General features: G+C 41.0%; 22 protein-coding genes. 9 read left to right on the forward strand and 13 right to left on the reverse strand.

Translation table 11 applies throughout. From position 1 onward, the window contains the following. Positions 1-6: 6 nt before the first annotated feature. From PHO71_RS14205 to PHO71_RS14265, 13 genes are all read right to left on the reverse strand, one after another. Positions 7-9,006 (reverse strand): hypothetical protein, encoded by a 9,000-nt coding sequence (locus tag PHO71_RS14205; protein WP_300204509.1) that lies wholly within the window; start codon positions 9,004-9,006, stop codon positions 7-9. A gap of 375 nt (positions 9,007-9,381) precedes the next feature. Then, positions 9,382-9,723, reverse strand: a complete 342-nt coding sequence (locus PHO71_RS14210; protein ID WP_300204512.1) for a hypothetical protein — start codon at positions 9,721-9,723, stop codon at positions 9,382-9,384. Positions 9,724-9,801: 78 nt separating this feature from the next. Beyond that, positions 9,802-10,233, reverse strand: coding sequence for a hypothetical protein (locus tag PHO71_RS14215; protein ID WP_300204514.1), 432 nt, complete (start codon positions 10,231-10,233; stop codon positions 9,802-9,804). Between the two features lie 12 nt (positions 10,234-10,245). Continuing rightward, on the reverse strand, positions 10,246-11,457 hold the full coding sequence (locus tag PHO71_RS14220; protein WP_300204516.1) for a hypothetical protein: 1,212 nt from the start codon (positions 11,455-11,457) through the stop codon (positions 10,246-10,248). Positions 11,458-11,501: 44 nt separating this feature from the next. Then, positions 11,502-12,119: a hypothetical protein gene (locus PHO71_RS14225; protein WP_300204519.1), complete on the reverse strand. Its 618-nt coding sequence runs from the start codon at positions 12,117-12,119 to the stop codon at positions 11,502-11,504. Continuing rightward, a complete protein-coding gene (locus tag PHO71_RS14230) occupies positions 12,106-12,489 on the reverse strand; it encodes a hypothetical protein (protein ID WP_300204522.1) in 384 nt (127 codons plus the stop codon). Before PHO71_RS14230 ends, PHO71_RS14225 begins: the two co-directional genes overlap by 14 nt. Continuing rightward, complete coding sequence (locus PHO71_RS14235) at positions 12,486-12,806, reverse strand: hypothetical protein (RefSeq protein ID WP_300204524.1); 321 nt, start codon at positions 12,804-12,806, stop codon at positions 12,486-12,488. The genes PHO71_RS14230 and PHO71_RS14235 overlap by 4 nt, the downstream gene beginning before the upstream one ends. After that, entirely contained in the window at positions 12,800-13,336 is a 537-nt protein-coding gene (locus PHO71_RS14240) for a hypothetical protein (protein ID WP_300204527.1), read from the reverse strand. Before PHO71_RS14240 ends, PHO71_RS14235 begins: the two co-directional genes overlap by 7 nt. Further along, a complete protein-coding gene (locus tag PHO71_RS14245) occupies positions 13,329-13,721 on the reverse strand; it encodes a hypothetical protein (protein ID WP_300204529.1) in 393 nt (130 codons plus the stop codon). The genes PHO71_RS14240 and PHO71_RS14245 overlap by 8 nt, the downstream gene beginning before the upstream one ends. A 3-nt stretch (positions 13,722-13,724) precedes the next feature. Beyond that, the gene (locus tag PHO71_RS14250; RefSeq protein WP_300204532.1) at positions 13,725-14,174 is read right to left on the reverse strand and encodes a hypothetical protein; all 450 of its coding nucleotides are present in this window, start codon (positions 14,172-14,174) and stop codon (positions 13,725-13,727) included. An 82-nt stretch (positions 14,175-14,256) separates the two neighbouring features. Further along, a complete protein-coding gene (locus tag PHO71_RS14255) occupies positions 14,257-15,180 on the reverse strand; it encodes an encapsulin (protein ID WP_300204534.1) in 924 nt (307 codons plus the stop codon). A 12-nt stretch (positions 15,181-15,192) separates the two neighbouring features. After that, on the reverse strand, positions 15,193-15,615 hold the full coding sequence (locus PHO71_RS14260; RefSeq protein WP_300204537.1) for a hypothetical protein: 423 nt from the start codon (positions 15,613-15,615) through the stop codon (positions 15,193-15,195). A 6-nt stretch (positions 15,616-15,621) separates the two neighbouring features. After that, entirely contained in the window at positions 15,622-16,614 is a 993-nt protein-coding gene (locus tag PHO71_RS14265) for a hypothetical protein (protein ID WP_300204539.1), read from the reverse strand. A gap of 306 nt (positions 16,615-16,920) precedes the next feature. Here PHO71_RS14265 and PHO71_RS14270 point away from each other — a divergent pair, with 306 nt between their 5' ends. The 9 genes from PHO71_RS14270 to PHO71_RS14310 all read left to right on the forward strand — a co-directional run bounded on the left by PHO71_RS14270 (position 16,921) and on the right by PHO71_RS14310 (position 21,438). Then, positions 16,921-17,151, forward strand: coding sequence for an AbrB/MazE/SpoVT family DNA-binding domain-containing protein (locus PHO71_RS14270; RefSeq protein WP_300204541.1), 231 nt, complete (start codon positions 16,921-16,923; stop codon positions 17,149-17,151). Then, on the forward strand, positions 17,148-17,735 hold the full coding sequence (locus tag PHO71_RS14275; protein ID WP_300204544.1) for a hypothetical protein: 588 nt from the start codon (positions 17,148-17,150) through the stop codon (positions 17,733-17,735). The genes PHO71_RS14270 and PHO71_RS14275 overlap by 4 nt, the downstream gene beginning before the upstream one ends. Next, a complete protein-coding gene (locus PHO71_RS14280; RefSeq protein ID WP_300204547.1) occupies positions 17,668-18,294 on the forward strand; it encodes a dual specificity protein phosphatase family protein in 627 nt (208 codons plus the stop codon). The genes PHO71_RS14275 and PHO71_RS14280 overlap by 68 nt, the downstream gene beginning before the upstream one ends. Positions 18,295-18,668: 374 nt before the next feature. Further along, positions 18,669-19,082 carry a hypothetical protein gene (locus tag PHO71_RS14285; protein WP_300204549.1) on the forward strand — a complete coding sequence of 138 codons (414 nt, stop codon included), beginning with the start codon at positions 18,669-18,671 and terminating at the stop codon, positions 19,080-19,082. A gap of 1 nt (position 19,083) precedes the next feature. Continuing rightward, entirely contained in the window at positions 19,084-19,614 is a 531-nt protein-coding gene (locus PHO71_RS14290; RefSeq protein ID WP_300204552.1) for a hypothetical protein, read from the forward strand. Then, on the forward strand, positions 19,611-20,207 hold the full coding sequence (locus tag PHO71_RS14295; protein WP_300204555.1) for a DCL family protein: 597 nt from the start codon (positions 19,611-19,613) through the stop codon (positions 20,205-20,207). Before PHO71_RS14290 ends, PHO71_RS14295 begins: the two co-directional genes overlap by 4 nt. Positions 20,208-20,267: 60 nt before the next feature. Beyond that, a complete protein-coding gene (locus PHO71_RS14300; RefSeq protein WP_300204558.1) occupies positions 20,268-20,864 on the forward strand; it encodes a hypothetical protein in 597 nt (198 codons plus the stop codon). Next, positions 20,849-21,007 (forward strand): hypothetical protein, encoded by a 159-nt coding sequence (locus PHO71_RS14305; protein WP_300204559.1) that lies wholly within the window; start codon positions 20,849-20,851, stop codon positions 21,005-21,007. The genes PHO71_RS14300 and PHO71_RS14305 overlap by 16 nt, the downstream gene beginning before the upstream one ends. After that, positions 21,004-21,438: a hypothetical protein gene (locus tag PHO71_RS14310; protein ID WP_300204562.1), complete on the forward strand. Its 435-nt coding sequence runs from the start codon at positions 21,004-21,006 to the stop codon at positions 21,436-21,438. Before PHO71_RS14305 ends, PHO71_RS14310 begins: the two co-directional genes overlap by 4 nt. Positions 21,439-21,478 lie beyond the last annotated feature (40 nt).

A 21,478-nucleotide genomic window follows, 5' to 3' on the forward strand; every position in this document is an offset into this window, starting at 1 on the left:
TGCAGGTTAATGAGTATATTGTGATCGGTTACCTTTACCTGTTGAATTTAATGTAATGTTCAAGGGTATAATAAGATTTGAAGTTACTTCACTTTCAACGAGATTTTTATAATCTGTTTGGTTTGAACTAACCGAATGGTGGATATCATATCCAGAACTCATTGTTCTGATTTGAGAGTTGGTTGATATCGTGGATGATGATATCGGTGATGGAGTTGTGCGGGTTGTGTTAAATGATTCGTAGGCTTTTTCTGCATGATTTTTATCTATTGCTGCTGCAATTGTATCAGCGTTATCACGGATTGCCTGTTCAGCTTCTTGTTTTCTGATGTTTTTTAAGGATTTACCTGTAATCGGATCGACCCGAGAATATGCTCCTGCAGATCCGCCTGCTGTAAGCTGACCTCGGGTTGACCGGATTTCATAGGAATCGTCAGCGTATCGGGTCATTGTGCCGATTGCAGTATCGAATTCTTCGATGATTTCATCATTGCGTTTTGCCATGAATTTAACATATGATTCGATTGATTCGCCGCCACCTCCATAGAATTCCGGATCTGACTGGTATTGTTGGGTATACCATTCTTTTGAATGGAGTTCTGCGGTAGGGGTCTGGTGACGGTTGGTTATCGGGTTGCTTGAGGTGCCGTATGTTCTGGCAAGAGTATGTTCAAATGATAGGATGTCCTGGTTATATTCGGTTGAATCGCGGAACTGGTGTTCCATACGAGGGAACGCTCCTGGGGATCCGCCTGCTGTAAGCTGACCTCGGGTTGACCGGATTTCATAGGAATCGTCAGCGTATCGGGTCAGGGTTCCAAGAGATGTCTGGAATTCTTCCAGAATAGTATCTCGTTTTCCCATGAAGTTACTGTAAGATTCAACTGAATTTCCACCACCTCCATAGAATTCCGGATCTGACTGGTATTGTTGGGTATACCATTCTTTTGAATGGAGTTCTGCGGTAGGGGTCTGGTGACGGTTGGTTATTGATTCTGTTGCAAGAATTGTTTCGATAATTCCTTCGTCAGTGAATTCCGGTAGGATTTCTCCTGAATATGCTGAAGCTGTCGGGAGGATTTTTTGTTTGAGTGAATTGAGGAATTGTATGGCTTTTGTGATAGGATGTTCTTCGTCATCCATCCATTCGGTGTTTGTTATACTTGCGATTGTTTCTGCAATTGATCGTTCTCCGCGAGTCCATAGTTCAGGGAATAATCCTGTTGATTGAGTACCTGAATCGACAAGAGACTGTACGTTTTGTGATGGGATGGTTTTTGAATATGCGTTTTCCTGTTCGATTGCTTGTCTGAGAGCAAGTATGTTTTGGGGATGGTTCTGGATATATTCGCTTAATGTAGTGGTGTCTACCATATCCGCAACATTTTCGTATTGTTTTAGGATGCCGGTAATATCATTACGATGGTTTTCGAGTTTTGCTTGGAATATCGGGATGGTTTCTGCGTTTTGTAGTTCGGATTGAGCTTTGATAAGTGCGAATTTATGTGGTGCAGGTAATTGTGTTTCTGTATGAAGATCCAGAAGTGAATTGTATGCAGTCCGGTGTTCTCGGACAAGAGTCATTTCGTCTTTGTTTGAGAGAGCTGATGTTGTTTCTGTTGCTCGTTCTAATAATGATTTGATATGGGCTGTATCTGCTTCGATCTGGGCGAGTTCTGATACGACGTGTGATGATTTTTTTATGTGGGAGGGTTTTGTAAGTTCGGTTTTACGGGTATCTAAAATAGCAAGTCGATCCTGCAGGCTTGATGCAGGGATATGGTATCCTGAATACGTGTTTTGAATAAGTTGGTTTTCGATGTCTTTAAGTTCTGTTCCAAGTGCGTTTTTGTTTTTGTTGTGAGGGTCATCTATGGATTCGATGAGTTCCTGTCGGCGGGTTAACAGATCGGTTTCCGGGAGAGGTATTTTTGCTTTGGCGTTTTGTTGTAGTCGGGTTTCGTAATTTTTGATTTGGTGTAATAATGTATTATACTGGGCGATTTCTGGTTCCGAGAGGGTTTTTCGTTCGAAGAAGTGTTCGATTCTTGGGATTTCGGCAGATGCTTCTTTGACGAACCCATGGGCTAACATCTGGCGATGATATTCGTCTGGTGATAATTGTTTTGCTTGGTCAAAGGTTGTTTGATATTTTTGATAGATGGTTGTCGAGAAATCTGATTTTGGGATTGTTGAGGTATATGAATCCGGGATAGTAAACGGAGGTTCGGCATCACTGAATACGTGAGGGATTTCCCGGCGGGTCTGTATGAGTCCTTTGAGTTGGTCCGTGATATGATCAAATGAATATGGTTCTGGAGGTTTGAGGGTTTTTGTATCTTCTGAGAATGTTAATACTGCATTTGGATTTATCGGGTGAGGTTCGTATAATCGTCGTTTTGGGTTGTAGATGGATTGGATGATACCATCTGTTGCGAGATCGGATTTTTGGAGAGTGTTTATAAAATCAATAACTTCTTTGATCGGGATGGTCTGTCCTGGGGTTTTATGGAGGGTATCAAGCGAAGGGATACCTTCTCTTTGAACTTCGTCAAGGACCAATGCATTTTTGAGTATTGTTTGGATTGTAATTCCTTCATATGCTTCAGGCATGTGTTTGTTGGCGTAATCGATATATTTTTTGGCATTATCTACACCTACCGATTCTTTCCATGCTAATGCGTTTTGGTATGCTTGGTTGTTTTGTAGATTTGTTTTGGTTTTGGGATATATCTGGACATATTTGGCATGATGTCCTTCTACTACATCCAGAATAGCTGCGTGAAACAGACTATCTCCTATCGGAATGGGTTTTCCTCCCACTTCGAGCAGGGGGAGAGACATATCGTCTTTTCTACCTGCATAGATGTCCAGTCTCCTGTTGTAAAGATGATTCATTTGTAATGATCCGTAGGTCTGTGCCGGATCATCTGATAGTAATGCTCGCATCATCTGATTGGGATCATTCGTGATTTGAGAGAATTTATCCCATAATGCTGTGTTGCGGTAAAGAGAAGTATCTAACCCTTTTTCTGTGGTGAACATTCCTGTTCTTACAAGAAGTTCAAACATGTGAGGGTTCTGATTTTCGTTAAACAGGTTTGTCAGAGTGTTTTGACGTTCTTTTAAGTAGGTTGATCGTTCGTCTGACAGGAGTCCTGATTTTCTTCCTTTTCCCATCTCGGTGATATGGGTTCCTGGTAGAAACTCGATACCGTATTTAATTGAGTTATCGACCATCTGGGAGAGACGGGTGAATGTATTTTGTTGTAATGATTGTGATAATGAATGTGTTTCCGGGGTAGATGGTTGGATAGTTGTTGGTGTTGTTGTTTCTTTTTGTAAGGTTTTTAATGTCGATTTTAACCCGAGTAATTGGGTGTTTGTTGGATCCATTGATAATACTATATCGACGAGTTGTATTGCTTGTTTTATATTGTTTGTTTCTAATAATTTGTTTATTTGATTAAAGTATTTGTTTAAATGAGGTTTGTTTGAGGGATCGAGTGATAAATGGGTTGTTGTAATTGTTGTATCCAGAGGTTGAGGTGTATCTGATTTGATTATAGTGTGTGTGGTAGATATATCCCAGGGGTGTTTTAAGGCATCTTTGGAATATGCCGGATCAAGAATATACGCATATTGACGATATAATGCGAGTTGTCTGGTGGTTGTAAGACCTGTACCGGTTTTGGCACTTGGATGTGATTCGAGTATATCCAGAAGTTGTGTTGAGTCTCTTATGGCAAATACCTGGTTTTTTATGTAGGGTGTTTCTGATGATATATCGATATTATCCTGGATGCTTTCAAGGAGGGTGTGTGCTCGGATTTTTTTATCTCCTTCTAGTGAATTTATGAGATCGTTTAGTGGAGAATCGTTTGATCCAATAAGGGCTTTTATTGTGTTGAATTGTCGGTTTTGAATGTCGGGTCGGTATTTGTTTTTTCCTGATGCTGTTCCCTGATTGAGGTAATTGATCATCATCTCAATATGAGGGATAAGATCGGTATCGATTGTACTGACGGTTCCGTCATTACTTCGGGTAATTATGTAGTTTCCGGTTGATGCTTCTGTTGTTTTATCAAAGAATCGTTTTGGATAGAACGTTTCTGTGAACCGTTTATTGGTGAATTCGGCAATATCATAGATCACTGATCCAAGCATAGATGTTTTCAGACCCGGTTTACCTCCATAGATGGTTGGGAGGATACCTGCGATTTTTGCTAATGTTGCAATACTAAGTGTTTCTGATACTGATCTTGATCCTGTAGGTATGCTGGTATCTTTTGGCAGGGTCTGTGCAGCTTCCCGTTGCATATATTCTACCAGAGACATTGTGGTTTCGAATCTGGCACTTGGGTGGGACGGGTTTGTTCTTGTTGAGGTATATGCTTTTCTAACTTCACCGGTTGCTGAATTATAAATTACCTGTGTATTTACTAATCTTAGATAGAGATCGTCTGAAGAGAGTCTTGGAAGAGTCCCTTCTTTTGAATTGTAAAAGAGATCTTTTGGGAATAAGTCGTGTTCGATCTTTACTTTTGATTCGGCATTGTCAAGTGAGGATTGCCATGCCAGATCTTTGTCAAGTGTTTCTTTCCCTGATGTGAGCTGTTTGATATAGGCTTCCATTGCAGGGGTGTTTGGTAAAATACCTCGGGCACGTGCATTGTTAATGATAACATCTTTGTTATGGAGATAGAACTTCAATTCTATTGGAGATATATCGAGGAGGAGATCTCCGTAGGTGGGATTGAAGGTAACTCCCTGTTCGCTCGGGTTACCGAATACGGCGTTTTCAGTATCTGCAGGACCTGATGATTTGTCCCGAGCTTCCTGGTTTAATGTTTCCTGTTTATCCTGGAGTTTTTTGTTTAAATTATAAAGTGTATTGTATTCCTTGTATATTCGATCAAAATCTTCAGGTTTGGTTGATAGGATTTGTTCTCTTTCTATATCAGTTAATCCGGTTAAACGAGGTTTTACTCCTGCTTCAAATGGAGTGTCCATGAGTGGTCTGACATAGGGTTTATCAGATAATCCCGGTAAATTCATGGTTGTTACTGCGCCATAAAAGTCAGGTTCCGCACCAATCAGATAATTATCTTCAAATACCGATTTTGCTACTTGTGATGCAATATAATCTATCGATACAATATCAGCGTTTAGTGGACGGTGTGCTTTGGCTTCTGCAGTGTCCAGCAGTGTTCCGAGAGGGTTTTTTGTATTAATATCTCGGGTTGCACCGATTCTGTGTTCAAACTGGATCGAGATTGCGTTAAGCTGGTCTGCTGTTAAGGGATTGTCTTTTAAGTGGTTAAAATATGATTCTGTGACATATGCTGCAATCTCTGTGCTTGTATCTTTTGATTGGGTGCTACCCCGTTTTGTTTGCCACAGATCGATATATCCTTTAATAACGGTGGTTTTCGGATGATATAATCCGGTTTTAGGGTTTTCTACAAACAGGTTTTTGAAATTGATATTTGGAGCGCGTTCTGTGGGTTTAAAGAAGAATGCGTGGACGTTTGCGAGTGTTGCGGGGTTTATTCCGGATTGACGGAGAGATGATCGTCCTGTTGGTTCCTCGCGTAGTGTGGTGATATGACCATAGGGGTCTATAATATCTGCAGGGTTTGTGTTGAATGGACCTTTTTCGAATTTGGCAGATTCTGGAGATGATAATTGGTATATCAGATAATTTGATCCTTTTGCTGCAAGTTTTGATTTTGTGTGTTCGTAGTGTTTTGTAATGGTTTTATCATCGATGATTTTGTAGTTGTAGAGTATCCATGCAGCTTCATAAGATTGTATTTCCGGATCTTTATCTTTTATTAATTCGAGTTTTCTAAATAGAGCGAGACGTTCGATCTGTTTTAATTTTGCACCCGAATCGATCTCGTATGCGAGATGGTCAATGGTTGTTCTGATTGATCCGTCATGTTTTTCGTAGCTACCCAGGTAATCTTCGAGGTTTTTAGGGAATATAGCGGGATCCAGGTTTGCTTCTGACAGATAGTATCGTGCAGAAGTTTTCTCTTGAGTTAACGGAATTGTTACGCCTGCACGAATCAGATCGTTGGTATAGATACGAGATACTGTATCGTAGCTGATAAGACCCTGTTGGTACAGTAACTGTGCAATTCCATAATTTGTTTTTGAAGAGGCTTTGTGATCGGTTGTTGCTGGTATGATCGATGATATATCTGAACCTAATTTTGCTTTGGCTTCCGGAGTGAGAGGATATACGCGGTTTCTGAAGTTTCCTGATACTGTGGATAACTGGTTGCCGGTAAGAGTGAATCTTGTTCCGTCTCCTGCTGAAGTTATCGCGGTTGGTTCTAATACTCGTATTTGATCAACATCGTCATATCCCAGACTTTTCCGGATAGTATATATTACCATTATTTTTTCATTAGGGTCATTGATTGAATCAAGAACCGTTTGGGCTTCCCGGATCATGTTGTCGTCCAGACCGGGAGGTAACATATTACGTAACGGGATGTTTTGGGTAGCAGTTTTATCTGATCCGAACAGTTTGTTGATGAGTGAAGTTGATTGTACTGTATTGATATTGGGTTTGGTTTCAGCATATCCTTTGTCAAATAACCATAAACCTAATTTATCTTCAGAAGATATATCGTTTCTGTTTGGAAGAGAATCTCCAAATTTCTGGATTTCTGCGTCTTTTTTGAAGATGAGGTGCTGGTAGAATTCGCGGGAGAGTGTGTTACCTCCAACTTCGGTTTTTAATTTTATACCATTTTCATTTAAACGATCGATTGCAGTATCTATTCTGTCCAGAACCGCTCTACTCACAATTGCGGGTTCGGATATAATATATCCTTCCTTTGCGAGCCATTGTGAAATGGGGATTGCGGTATCGCCTTTATAGGGTTGGTTATTAAGATCCGTGTATTGAATGTCCTGGGGGTTACGAAGATCGGGTCTTTGATTGATTATTATTCTGGTTTCGGTTTCGTGGATATAGTTTCTGATATATGTTTCCGGACTGAGGTCTAGGTTTTTCGGATGGTATAACAGATCGTTTAACATTCTTTGTTTGATTGTATTCGTGTCCAGGAGTTTTGTTGCCAGATCAGGAGATATATGGGTTGTTCTTTCTGTGATTGCTTTTATATTGACGATACCTGTTGTTGAAGGTTTTGCTCCGGATTGTATCAGGTAGTTTTCTATTGTCTTGAGGTTGGTATCTATATAAATTTCTGTTGCAATGTTGAGATAATCTGCGGTTGTAAATGATTTTTCGTAGAGTGTAGGATTTAACTCAATATATTTTTTTACACGATCGTTTATTTCGGGGTTTGATAGGAGGAGTCTTGCTTGTGATGTGGTGATATCGTTATCATGAGCGTAGTTTGCAATTTCGGACTGAGTCTTTGCAGAATGGGTATCGATGAACGTGAAGAAGTTTAGGATATTGTCTGAAACTGTTGGAACTGCTAAAGTTCCCGCTTTATTTGCATGAGATTGTTTTTGTTTGTTATTGAGTACATCTTCAATATGGTTTATTCCAATTTCGTTCCATGTACTTCTTCCATATGATTGTGTGTTATCCGAATGGTATTTGAGTTGTTCTGAGGTGGTGATCCCATCATCAACCACTCTCATTGTTATTTCGGCGAGTTGGGTCTCGGTGAGGTCGATGTAACGGTTAAGTGCTACCGCGTTTATTTCATAATATACATCCCCCCAATCGATATCGCTGTCTTTGAATTTGGATCTGAATGTTGGATCTACATTGTCGATTTCTGCGATAGCGCTGAAGTATTCCTGGACTTTTGCTGAATCGGTGATCGTGTTTCCTTTTATTATATACGAATTTGGTCTGACCCCTGATCCGGGTGTATACAGAGTGTTTTTATCCCAGGCGTAGGTGAGAGTGTGTCCGGAACTGGTTATTGCCCGATATATACCATGTCCTTTCAGGACGGTTGCGACTGTTGATGAAGAGAAATGGATACTTGGGTGTAATCCTCCTGTCATTCCTGATTCTAATGTTACCGGAACCACATGATCAACAGACGGAATCCGACCTCCTGTTTTACCTTTAAGTACGCCTCCTGCAACTTTTAATGCGGCAATATTGAATCCGACATCTGCGACAAGTTGTTTTGGATCGGTTTTCGCCTGGGTTGTTAAACCTCCGATAATAAGTTGTTCTGTTCGTTTGTTGAAAGCTTCATAAAATACTGCGGCTTTCATAGGTAATGGAACGTCTGAATTGTTTGCAGCATGAAACGCAGATTCAAAACCGCCGATCATATATGATGCCATGGTTGCTGTCCCGACAACCACGCCTCGGGCGGCTTGCATAAAGATAAATCCCCATTCTGCCCAGGTGAGGAAACCCATGTGTGTTCTAAGAGTTTTGAGTTCGTGCGGGTTGAGTTCGATGGGTTCTCCTGTATAGGGATTTATGCCTTCTTCAACCATTATCCGTATGATTTCCCGTTCTTCAACCGCACGCATTCTTTCATTATAACAGTCTTCCCAATGAGAGAGTTCCCATATGTTTTTTCCAAATGCCGAATATGAAAATTCACTGATGGTTCGTAGGATTTGGGAATCGCGTTGCCAGTTTTGAGGGATACCTTCAATATATTCTTCGCGGCTAACGAGAGCTTGGGATTGTAACGGGACTTTGAGTGAGGTGGTGGATTCGATGATGATGGTTCCTCCATGATACCCTGTCTGGGAATCCCACATGAAATAGGTGTTCCCAACCATTTCAGGATCGAGTTTTAGATTTCCATACTCGTCATAGGTAAGGTAACGGACATCGTTCTGATCATGGACGTTTACCCAACATTCCTGTCTGTAAGGATCGCGGGATGCAAAATCGGTAATTGTGTTTGCTGTTCGCCATGGTTGGAACGGGTTTGCGATTGGATCATGATATGATGTAAATGGGATTGGACGGGTGACAATATCTTTTGCAGAAGGAACGTATTGTGGTGGTTTATTATCGTTGGATCCCATGGTAAGCAGGATTAAATTTTATTTATAATTTTAAAAAGCAATGTGGGGTGGAAATAAAGGTATGTCTGATCTATTATATTTTATAGATTTTTTTACCCATACGCATGATTTCGCAATCCCACTGACCTGATGGTCGGGTTGGTTCGGGTTGTTCTTTTGGGGTCTGTATTGGTTTTTTGAGAGATTGTGGACCGTAATCCGGGGGGGCAGGAAGTCTCTTCGGATACAGTTTGTTTAACGCAATAATCCATCGTTGTATTTTTGGGAGGCTCCATTGTCGGATAATTTCTATATCTTCCCCGGTAGCAATACTTATTCGGTAGAGATCCAGTTCGTCTTCGACTTCGTTTATAACGAATTCCGGGTTATCGTAGATCAGTTTTTTCCAACCCTCTCCTGATATTTGATGATTTCCTGGGCGAGTTTTATGAATACAGTATATTGGAGATCTTCGATTTCTTCTTTTGAAAGGATTGGGTTGAGAAGGGTTGCCAGTATGAGATCGCGATAGAGATCAGATGTTTCCCGAGAAGTCTGGGCTGAATAGATTTTCATGTATCTAAACCCGGAAATGTGTCTGAGTGTAAATTCTACTCCATCGAGTTCGAGGGTATACCGATCGTTTGCCATTAAATTTTTAATTGTCTGAGGTTGATCGTGTTGATCCAGCGGTTTTGAAGGTGCGGATAGGGGATCGATTGTATTGTCTGAAGACATATGAATATTATTATTTATTAACAGATATAAGGTTATGGGTATAGTTTAAGATAAAATAATAAAAAAAGAGGTGAAGTGTTATTCTACACCGGCAACAAATGAGGTATCAGGCACATATTCTTCAAAGATCTTTAATGCAAGACCATGTACTGATACGATTGGTGAGGTCTCTCCTGTATTGCCCGGATTGACATCCTGACAGATGCAGTTTGATGCAGTGCATTTGTATGAAGAACTGATGAACAGGATATTGAAATATTTTCTACCTTGTTTCAGTTTCATGAAATTGTCATGGCATTTTGCGGTTGAGTCGAATGATAGTTCCCATGCGGGTTCTGCAAAGACCCTGTTATATCCGGTAACGCCTGTTACTGCATTTTTGATGTGGGAGATGCGTTTTCCGTTGTTGTATCTCCATGACTGGAAGTTATCAACGTCGAATGTAACTCCATCTTCTGTGGTGACAGTGATTTTGAGATCTTCATTGTCCCATTGGTAAAGTTGTGACATAATCTATTCCTCCTACACCGTGATTGACAGATTCACATTGAATTCGTGAATGTCTCCAGCGATCCTGCAGGTGATACCAATATTGTTCAGGGTTCTGGCAGCACGTTCCTGGACAGTGCATTGTGAGAACGACGGCATGGTCAGCGTGTATTCTGCGAGTGCTCCATCCTGAACACAGCGATCGAGTGCTGACATGATATACGATCCAACAAGACTGATGCCGGATTGTGTATAGGGGATCTTTGCAGTGTTCTTTCTGAGTATTGTCAGATTCGATTTCAGTTGATGTACAACATAGTATTGTGTCCGGGTGATATCGATGAACTTATATGGGTCTCCAAGCGTGGTCAGACCGTTTGACATACATTTTGCACCGGCAACCTCGATGATGGTATTGGCTTTACAATCATTCTCCAGTTCATATACCTTTTCTGAAAGGAGGATCTGGTTCGTGTCTGAGAACGTGTTCTTCCACATCAGAGTGCTCCAGGGTTTCTGGACAAAGAGCGATCCGATGGCTACTGCTGCGATATCGTCGGTTACGGCATCATCTGCGTTTACACAGAACAGACCGTTTCTTGATCCAAGTTCGTTTACATATCCGAGTGGGGAAGTTGTCTTGTAGAAAGCTTCTTTTGTAGCTCCTGGTAGTTTGTAGGTGTTTGCGTCGGGTTCGTTGGTAAATGTGAACAGGAGCTGGTGTGCTGCATTATCACAGAATGTTTTTAGTTTCTTTAAGATATCGATACCTGTTACTCCATCAACCGAATAGTTTGCCGGAATCATTGCACAGACACAACCCGAGATATTCTTGTCAAGAGCAAGCGAAGTCAGTTTGTTGATTGCGGTTTCGAATTCTGTTGCAGTTGGTTTACCGGGAACTGCTGAAATGACAGGGATCGCATATGCAGTATTCACTCCCTGTGCGAACAGAGACTGAAGGCTTTTTGTGATTTTTGATCCTACTACTGCTCCATCGGTTCCGGGGGTGCCGGATGAATCGGGTGATCCGAAATAGGTGTTCAGGTTCGTGGTTGGAAGGACTCTGAGCGGATCTGATCCATCATGTGAACCTCCGAAAGAATAAACTGCAGGATCATCTCCTGTTTTGGAACAGAGGATACTTTTTTCTCCGATAATGGCTGCAACACCCCATTCTGGAAGAGGGGGGGCAGACGTATCCATGGAGACGGTTATCTGAATAGCGTCTTGTACAGTTGGCATATATAATAATTAAAAAAATGGATATATAAATGAATGTGGGTTGTTTATTCGTTCGATTCCTCTTCCAGTAAGAAAACGAGGTCTTCTGTATCTTCAGAGATGATGTTGCCATCAATGTTGATCAGTTCTATTGGATGGATTCTAATGGTGGATATGGTATCATAGGTACGTTTGAATGATCGTTGGTATTTGATATTGAAATCGAGATTCCGGTAATATATGTTGTTTTTTAGGGTTTTTAGTTCTGATACCGGTAACCGCGATGAGATCGGGACGATATCATTGAGTTCGCAAATATACCATTCGACTAATCGATCAACGAACCTATCCATAATACTGTCAAGGGGAAAATCTTTGGATTCTTTACAATAAATTGAGATCCTTATAGTTCCTTCAATGATTTCTCCCCAGGTTACGGTATAGGTATTGTCTGTATAGGTTGTTTCAAATCTGTAGTTTGAAGGAGATTCTTTTTCAGCTCGTTTTTCTGTAACATACTCTATCAGGATCGCTATATGGTTCGTTTTAAGCGATTCTTCAATATTTGTCAGGTGAGTATACCCTTTGTAGATAGAATAGATATTATCGCCGAATTTGAACCGCGTGGCTTGTTTTGGAGGGAGAGATTTGAATATTTGAGTCTTTGTATCAGGGCTCAACATGTTTTAATTCTCCGTTTTTGGTGAGTGGGATCTCTTCACTGATCATCGTCTCGAATTCGTCACGACACTTTTTTGAACAGAACGGGAATACAACTTTACCGTAATTTCTGAAATATCGGATGAGAAAATCCCGTTTGTTCTCATAACTGATAATGATGGTTTCTCCACAGTTGGGGTTCCAACAGGGGATTTTACACATATCCTGGTTAATCTTCTTTTTTTGTTCGATGATTGAATGAAGACGGATAAGTTCGTTTCCGACGAATGGCGTTTCAAATTCTTTTAATCCGGTAGCTGAAACATATACTTTAACAAGCGAATAGCCGTTTTCAGGGGTACATCTGATATAGGTGAGGTCAGGGGTCATCATAATCGTGAAGCAGTATTAAAATCGCGGAGTATGTCTATCATCTCGATATTCAGGGCTTTCAGATGATCTGCACGAGTGATAGAGATGGTATTTAGATATTCGTGCGGGTACCAGATATGTTGTCTCTGATCGAGGACGGTGGCATGGATCAGAAGTTTGGTTTTGAGACCGGTACATTGATCTTTATTTGGGCAGTAGTTTGTGCAGAGATGTTCTGAACTACAATAGATCCGGGTTGGAGGAGTGTGAGGGTTTGTGTTGAGGAGACGAGGGGTTTTTTCCAGTTCGTCAAGATACGATGAGGTGGAAGTTACCATGACAAATCCTCTGTATCGTCTATATCTTCTGGAACGTCTTCGGTCGTAGTATCTTCTTCATCATCTCCAGGTTCTTCATCGTCGTCATCTCCAATAGGATCTTCAATGGTTGGAGTGTCGTCGGTGATTGGTTCTGTATGAGGTGCAGTTGAGATTAAATGGTAGGATATCCGATTCATATTCAGATGTGATTGGAATATCGGACGTTCGGTGACGATATTTTTTGCACGAAACGTGAATGAGTTGAGTTCGTTATTAGGATATACAATCACCAGATCATCTTTATCAATGATCTGATCAGTAACCATAAACAGTTCGTTGAATGTTTCTTCCGGGAGGGTATCGATTGTAACAACAAATCTTGTTCTTGAATCTGATCGGGTATGGAGTGAGGCGTCAGGTAACGGGGTTTCTGTATCATAGGTCGCCGGGACGGTGATCCCGGTGTTTGGATCGGTATATTCTGATGATATTTTGCGTTGTAATGTGATGGTTCCCGGATACGCGAACACTTTGAATGGATTAGTCATAATCTCCGTATACCTCAATCGGACTTAGGTTTTCGTCGATTATTAGTGATAGTTCTTTTTCCCAACCCTGTCGATACATTTCGAGTTGTTTTGTCTGGGTTTGTGTATCATATTTTATTCTGGCATCGTGTTCAGAGATCTCCGATACAATTGATTGAGTGCCGGTTGCGGTTGGGGTGTAGAGATCGGAGAGTGTTACCAGGAGAGATGCTTTTAATTTGATTGCTCTGTTTCCACGGTATGTTGATTGAGGTATATTATTGGTATTGATAAATTCGAGGCTTTCTGCAATTGCATCTTCGATGTCTTTATTTAGATGTTTATAGGGGATTACATCGTCGTTGATGAAAGTCCTGATATCTGAGGTTGTGGGGATCGGTGGCATAATTTACATATACGTGACAGGTTGGTCTTTTGGGACAGTCTTTTTAGGACGTTCTTCTTTTACTGGTGGTTTGGATAAATCAATTGCAATATTGGTTGTTGCGGTTTTTCTTGGTTTCTGCGATGTTTTTTTGACTGGAGGCGTTTTTGGAGATGCTTTTATTGCTTGTTTCAGTTCGTCATCGATGGTTGCGGGAACTGGTTCGGGGATGATCATAGGAACCGGTTTTGGATCCTCTGTTTGAGGTTCTGGTTTGTCAAGAGGAACGTCCGGGTCGGTTGTTGGACCCTCGATCGTTTCTCCATCCATATGAATTTCGATAAGCTGACCGGTTGCAATTGCGTTTTCAATGAATTTTGACTGGTTCATGGTGAATGTTTCACCTTTTTTATATGTTCGATCACGGGCACCTACCCGTCCCGAAACAACTTTGTATTCAGGCATGTTTATCAACTGTTTAATTATAAAATGTCACTTGATATATATTTATGTATGGACTCGCGGTAGGGCAGGTCCAAAAAGAAAAGGATGGGTTTTATTCATCAGACAGGTCAACGGTCATCTTTACAACCATTTCTGGGTTATCGATGACAGGTTCTGCCTGGGCATACGCAAAGTAACGCCGATCAATCATTGGGTTGGACAGGGAAAGACCATCGATACTCGGGGTGAGGATTGGGAGGGTCTGAGCCATGTATCCAAACTCCTTCTTCTTGACAAGAAGGACGGTGCCGTTCTCACCGGTTGGATCCACTGCGTTATTGATGACGAGAGGGACACCGGTCAGAGACTGGAAATTACCGGAATCAAGGAATTTGTCCGATCTGTAGAGAGAGTTTCTGATATAATCGAACCGTGTCAGATACTGGTGCATCTGAGATGTCATGATACAGATATCGGGTTCAACTCCGCAGAGATCACGCATTTCGCGTTTGGCTCTTTCAAGATCGTCAACTGGATCTCCCTTATCTTCACCGGTAGTTTGATGCCAGTTTGATGCAGCGAATGAAGTGATACCGTCATGAGTGAGAATGTCGTTGAAGATCATGTGGTCCTCAAATACTCTCATCTTGCGGATGGTACGGGCGAGTTTGCGGTCAACTGTCTTGAGACGAGCGAGTCTGCGTTCGGTATCTGTGATATCAAAGAAGGTTCCGTATGGACGGATAACTTTCGATTTCTTGGTGTATCGGAAATCAATTTTTGGGAATCCACCTTCTTCAGTAATCCAGTCAACACCGCCGGAGATATCTCCTTCCTCGATCCATGAGACTGAATCTCCCAGGACATTTTCAATATCAAGGAGCTGTCTTCCGATGAGTGCGGCTTCGTAAACTTGTTTTACTCTGGCTACGATAATATCAGGGTGGAGGGCTGGAGTATCGTTATATGCGAAATCCTTACCTTCGATGCCTGAAGTCATTCTGAGTTGGGATGTAATTTCAGTGGCTGTGGACATGTTTTGTACTCCTCAGATAAGGATCTCGATGGTTGCGTCTTCAGATCCGCCGGTAAGTGCGACACCGGCGAGCGGTTTGTCTGTCTGGACGACGTATTTTCCGTTAGCTCCCATCTGGAGGTTTGCTCCTGCAGCAACGATTCCGCCTGCAGTTCCCCGGATCAGGTAGTTGAATGGCGTGGTGACATTGAGCCGATGGCGGGTATCAAGACCGTCTGGTGCCTGGTTTTTGTGGATACCGGTTTCGAGAACACCAATAGATGCTTCGTTTTCTCCGGCAACGCCGACTTCGTGGTTTCCAGTGATTTTAACTGGTGTTCCGCGTTGGTAGTAGAATCCTGCACTGTCAGGAACGACTTTCCCTCCTCCGGTGCCAATGAACGGCTTGACGCCGAGCGGTTGAACCCGGAGATCCTGGATGATTGATGTTACCATGTAAATTCACTCCTCATATTTGCCGTAGTATTTCAGGGCGAGCTCGTCCGGGGTCATTTGGAAATCTTCTTTAACAGACGTTTCCTGTTTAACCGATGACGTATCGGCGAACATTCCTCTGACCGGGGTTTTCCTGGTGGCGGTCTCGATCTTCTCGGAATAATCAACAATCATCGATTTTACTGCGGTGAGCTGATCGGTTGAAAGAGAATACATGAACGATTTATCCATTTCCGGACGCAGGGCAAGAATCTCTGAGATGATTGGGACTTTCTTATCGAGTTCTTCAAGAGCAAATTTGACGGCTTCGTGGTTTTTCAGAAGGGTTTCATAATCCGCTCGTAATTCGGCATTCTCCCGAGTCAGTCTTTTGACAGTCTCTTCATCGGTGATATTATAGGAGAACTTGAATGGAGGCACACCCGACGTATTATCGGTATGTGTCCAGCCCGTCCCGACGGTTGTTGTGCCAGCCGTGATTGACTGGTCAACTACATCAGACGTAGTCTGTGAAACTGTTGAGTTTTCCATAGATAATTGTATTTTATTTTCGGTATTTAAATCAATGTCAGTATTTGCGTTAAATATTGAATTGATGTCAAATCCGTCACTGAAAATGATACGGGCATTCTTGTCTGCAGGTTCCTGAACGACAGCGATATGTTTCAAATTCATATCGATCATCTTAGCTACTGCTCCCGTTTTCTTGGATTCGATGAACCGACCGTTTACTGAAACGGAAAAGTAGATGTTCTCAGGATCTTTCCGTAGGATTTTTACCATCTCTTGTTGGCGAGATGTTTCGTTCCAGAAGATGACCTGGGCAATACATGAAGAGATATCTGAATCGTTCACTCCTTTTGCCGTACCGTATGCCACATCATAGACGGCACCGACTTTATCGAGCATATCACGGCTGTGATCAAGGACGAGAGGAATGTTGTAGAAATTGTTTTTGTTTGGGCGTTTGGTAAATTGGTTATTTGCGTTTTTAACCATTTTTTCGATTTCAGGTTGTGAAATTTCAACCTGGTTATGCACCCCTTCACTGATTGCCAGGATTTTATACGCGAATTCTCCATCATCTTTGGAAAATTCGGTGTCTGTTTTGGCAAAATCCAGATAATCAAGGGCTTCTGAAGCGGGGATCTGGATATTAATTGTTCCGTATGTCATATGTAAAGGAAATGCAATAAATAAGTTTAAAAAGATATGTCGGTTTTTTTCCTTAATTGTTCGGATATTAGTATATACATCAATACCATGTTATAGATATAAATATTATAACAACGAATTAGTATAAATATGAATGAATATTTACTAGGATCTGTTGTATCGGTTCAAAAACAGGGTGCCGGAAAAGGAACTCTTACTATATCTATTCCCTCGGATATCCGGGAGAAATTTGATATTGAACGAGGGGATCGGTTTGCTATCTATTATGGAGAAGATGGATCGCTGATGTACCGTAAGATCGAAGATCGGGTATTTTCTGAGGAACCTGAGTTTGAAACCGTAGTTGTTACTGAATCATGAAATGTAATGAGTTGTTTGCTCCGGTGCTTGATTCACAGTGTGTAGTGGTCGAAGAATGTGATCATAAAATCGTATATCGTGATCATAAGGGTAATCGTACTATTATCCGATATGTTGATGAACCTATTGTGTTTTCTGAGATGGTTAAGACTCACGAAATGCTTAAAGGACTCGGATTTACAAAATATTGGATTATAAGGACGGGTATGCTTAATTATGGGCATCATCCGACATTTCTTTATAACCGCTCCCAAAAATGTAATACGATATTGCGGGATTATGAGTATCTTGGGATTGTTCCGGATTATTCTGTTGTTTTGTATGCAGATCTTGGTCTAATTCATATCGTTTGTGATACTACAAAATGTGTGTTGGAAGCTGTTTCCAGTATTCTTACCGGTAAATGTATATCTTCTCTTGAACAAAAGGTTACAATGATACGGGATCTGGTTGTCGAAAAATCTGATCGTACGTATCAGGAATATCAAACCTGGATGGCTCAACAGAAATTACTTGATGCAGATACAAAAGATGCGTTTCTGGACCTTTCAAAAGAACATATTGATCGGTGGGTGGGAAAATAATGGTTGGAGTGGTGAAACAATGCAGCGGATTTTAGGGAACCTGTATATTGGATCCGATCAGGATTACAAAAATATGCTTGGTTGTATGGTTGCATTACCTAGAGGTGAATGGAGATCGCTTGCACTCCAGGATCCCTGGGCTGTTGTTCATGCGGCAAAAGAGCCATATCATAGACAGTTGCTTGGATATACGGGACGTGGCGCGCCTAAAGATCATCCTGAATACCTGTTTGCGATTCGGGGTGATCGGATGTTCTGTAACTTAATTGATGGTGAATCAAGTGAATATATTGACGATACACTTATTGATACAATGCTTCATTATATTCATCATAAATTGTATTCCGGGTATTCTGTACTGGTGCATTGTAATCACGGTATCAGCAGATCGCCGACGATCGCGTTGCTTTATCTGATAAAATATCATCCGGGATTCGTAACCAATCTTGATGGGGATGGAATTATCACCATGATGCAGAGATTATACTCTCTGTATCAGCCTGCAGAGGGGATGAAGGAGTATCTTCATAAAAATTATATCCGGCTTCAAAAAACCTGATACTCTTTTTTTATTGATGGTAATGTGCTGACTGGTACGTCATGCGATTTTTTTGTAAAATAGTTCTGGGTTTTCGAAAGGAGGAGGTTTTGGATGTTAGAACTCTCCTCCTGACATCCAAAAAGGTTTTTTTTGTTTTGTTTAGGGCACGATAGTCATCATTCATTTGTGGTTGTGGTATATATTTTGGGGCGGTGGGTTGGTATATACCATCGTATTGTACCACAATGATGTGACAATCTATACATATGTTGATGATAGTATTTATAGTTGTTGAATAGTTTGGTATAGGGGTTTTGTATTTATATACTAGGATATCATATAATTATATTGATAACTATTAAACTATTTTGGAGATTTGTAGTATTATGTATATGAAGTTAACGACATTGTATCGGCAGATAATGAACCGGATTGCACGTGAAATCGAACCTGAAATATATCGGATGTTTCAGTTGCATCTTGAAGATATGCCGTATCAGAAGATGGAACGGATATTCAATAATAATGGGTTTTATTATAATGATTTGAGTATCCGGTTTAAAAATCAGTTATATACGTGTCGTTTAGTGGAAGGTGATCATCAGATGCATCTTCGAGTATATAACGATGGTTGGGTTACTGGGCATTATGAGTTAGCGTCGTTTCACGGATCTGATCATTTACGAGGGGTAGATTACCGACCTTTGCTGGAAGAAGAGATAAGTCTTGTTCGTGGATTTTTCTCTCCGATGGTTATTGTATCGGATTATTTTGATGTTGATGACAATGAGGGGGATCGTGAATAACATGACATCATTGAATTCTGATCTGCCTGTTGTTGCCTGGGATCTTGATTATACTGTTATATATCCCGATCCGAAACGACCTGCACATCTTACAGAAGCTCAATTGCAATGGGAAAACGGAGTGATTCTAAATCCTCTTCTTGAGGGGATGGAGGAGGAAATTACCCATGTGATTACTGGTAGACCCGAATCGGTTCGGGAAAAGACCGAGAATATGTTGCTTCGGTTCGGTATTGAAGCTGAATTGTATATGAATCCTGTTGAGAAATTTGATCAACATCATATTGCTTCGATGAAAGCTGAACACCTGAATGAGATTGGAGCGTTTCTGTATGTTGAAGATAATGGGGCGTATCGGGAAGTTATGAGACAGTATACTTCAGATATTCTGTATTCTTCAGTGGCTGAAGTATGTGCTTTGTATTCTACGAAAGTTGTTTTGGATTCTGGTAGTCGGCGATTTATTGATAGTATTGCACATACTTGGAAAATTGATCGGGATCAAAAGAAAAACGTGACTGATAGAGTATGATTGAAATTACTCTGGGTCCAAAGACGTTTACTGCAAAGAAAGACGCGATCGAATATATGCAGGCATTACGATCACGGTATTCTGTGGGGGATCGGGTGTCTGCAGAGGATCAGGATATTATTCTCGATTGTCTGGCGTTATCTCCAAAGATATGGGATCAGAAAGTTGGGTGTGGGATTGATCGGGTGATGGTTGAACCGGATCCCCACGGATCTCAATATCCTTTGTTTGTATTGTATCGATGTGATGGTACCGGGGCGGCGTTTTCGTATAGGAAATGTCTGGCAGATGTTGGTGAAGTGCCTGCGGTGGCTGCTGCTTTTTTGAATGAAGTGATTGCTGCACATAGCCCTATAGCCGGTCATATAATTGTGCATAACGGGGTGCCGTTTAAGTATTTGTATCAGACGTTTCTGCGACGGGAAAATACGAAGTTTAAAGATGTCGAGGTTGTTGAGGTTGATCGGGTGAAATGGTTGGTTGATCGTGATCTTGCAGCACGATGGCTGGCGTTTCATGAAGAGGTCGGTTCATACGAACTTGTTGCTATTAAAGAGTATAATACACTCTATCGTTCGGATATAATGTGTTGATGTTTTATGGAGTAAAATCGGATGTTTCCAAAATGGAAATAGGTTGTGAGGAGGGTTTGAATGGAGTTTTGCGAATTTATTAAGAATTGGCGTGAACTTGGGGTGTTCCTGCAGATATCCCGGAATACCCAAAAGGGGTATCTGTCTTCTATACCTGTTTTGGCATACCAGTTTTCCGGGATATATACTGAAGTTCAGATTCGTGATATATTGGATACTCTTTTTGATTGGGATATGATTATGCCAATTTCCGGAGGTCAGTTTGCTCGATGTTATGGTGTTCGGGATTTATCTGAAGATGTAGCTGAGTATCTGGATACGTTCGTAGATAACGGTGATTTTACAATGAAAAACGAAATTAAAACTGAAAGACGAGTGGAAAACAAACCCGATCGGGTTCCCTCGGTATGGATTGTGAGTGAACATTTTGCAGGACGGGATCTTATTTATGCAATATGTGTAAATCAAGATGCTGCACTTATTCAGTGGAACAAGTTGCGAACCAAGATGGTTGCTGAATTGGTCGATAATTTAGATGATTATCCTGCGTGTCAGAGAGATTCGTGGAAATCTAAGATTCGATCTGTATTGAATATGGATCCTGGTGAATCTTTCGAGTTTTCGTATCCTAAACTGAAAGAATGGTCGGTCGAATGAACTGTCGTGTTGTTGATCCGGGAGAGTTTGGTGAAAGTGCTCTCTATTTTGTTCGTATTGGGTATCTGACTTCTGATACACTGTATGAGTATTTAAGTTTGTATAAAACGTTGTATTTTAGTGAAAAGGAGTGTGTAGAATGACTGGGATGTTTGTAAAAGGTGCCTGGATAGAAACTAAAAATGAACCTCTGTCCATGATCGATTATAGAGGGTTGATGTGCGAAGTGTATCGGGTGCAGAGTTTGCTTATGATGCGTTCTAATCAGAAAGTTCAATGTATTTTGGCGCATTATAATGATTATTCTGTTCTATTTCAAGCATTAGGCGAAATGCGTCGTGATCTTACTATGTTTCATTATAGAGCCTCGGGGGGAATGAAGGGTAATCGTAATAAATCTATGGTTATTTTAGGTATACCTGTGGAATTTTGCGGGGATGGTGTTGTCGAACCAGGGACTATTGTTGTGTGTTCACCGATTGATAAATATTTACGAGGGTGTGTTGATAATTATATGATGGTTACTCAGACAATTTCTGGAATTGTAATTCCATTAAAACAGTTTTATACATAAATTTTACCCTTTTATTTTGATTTTATTTAATTCAATTTTG

The sequence above is a fragment of the Bacteroides sp. genome (assembly GCF_028690125.1).
Taxonomy (GTDB): Bacteria; Bacteroidota; Bacteroidia; order Bacteroidales; family Bacteroidaceae; genus Bacteroides.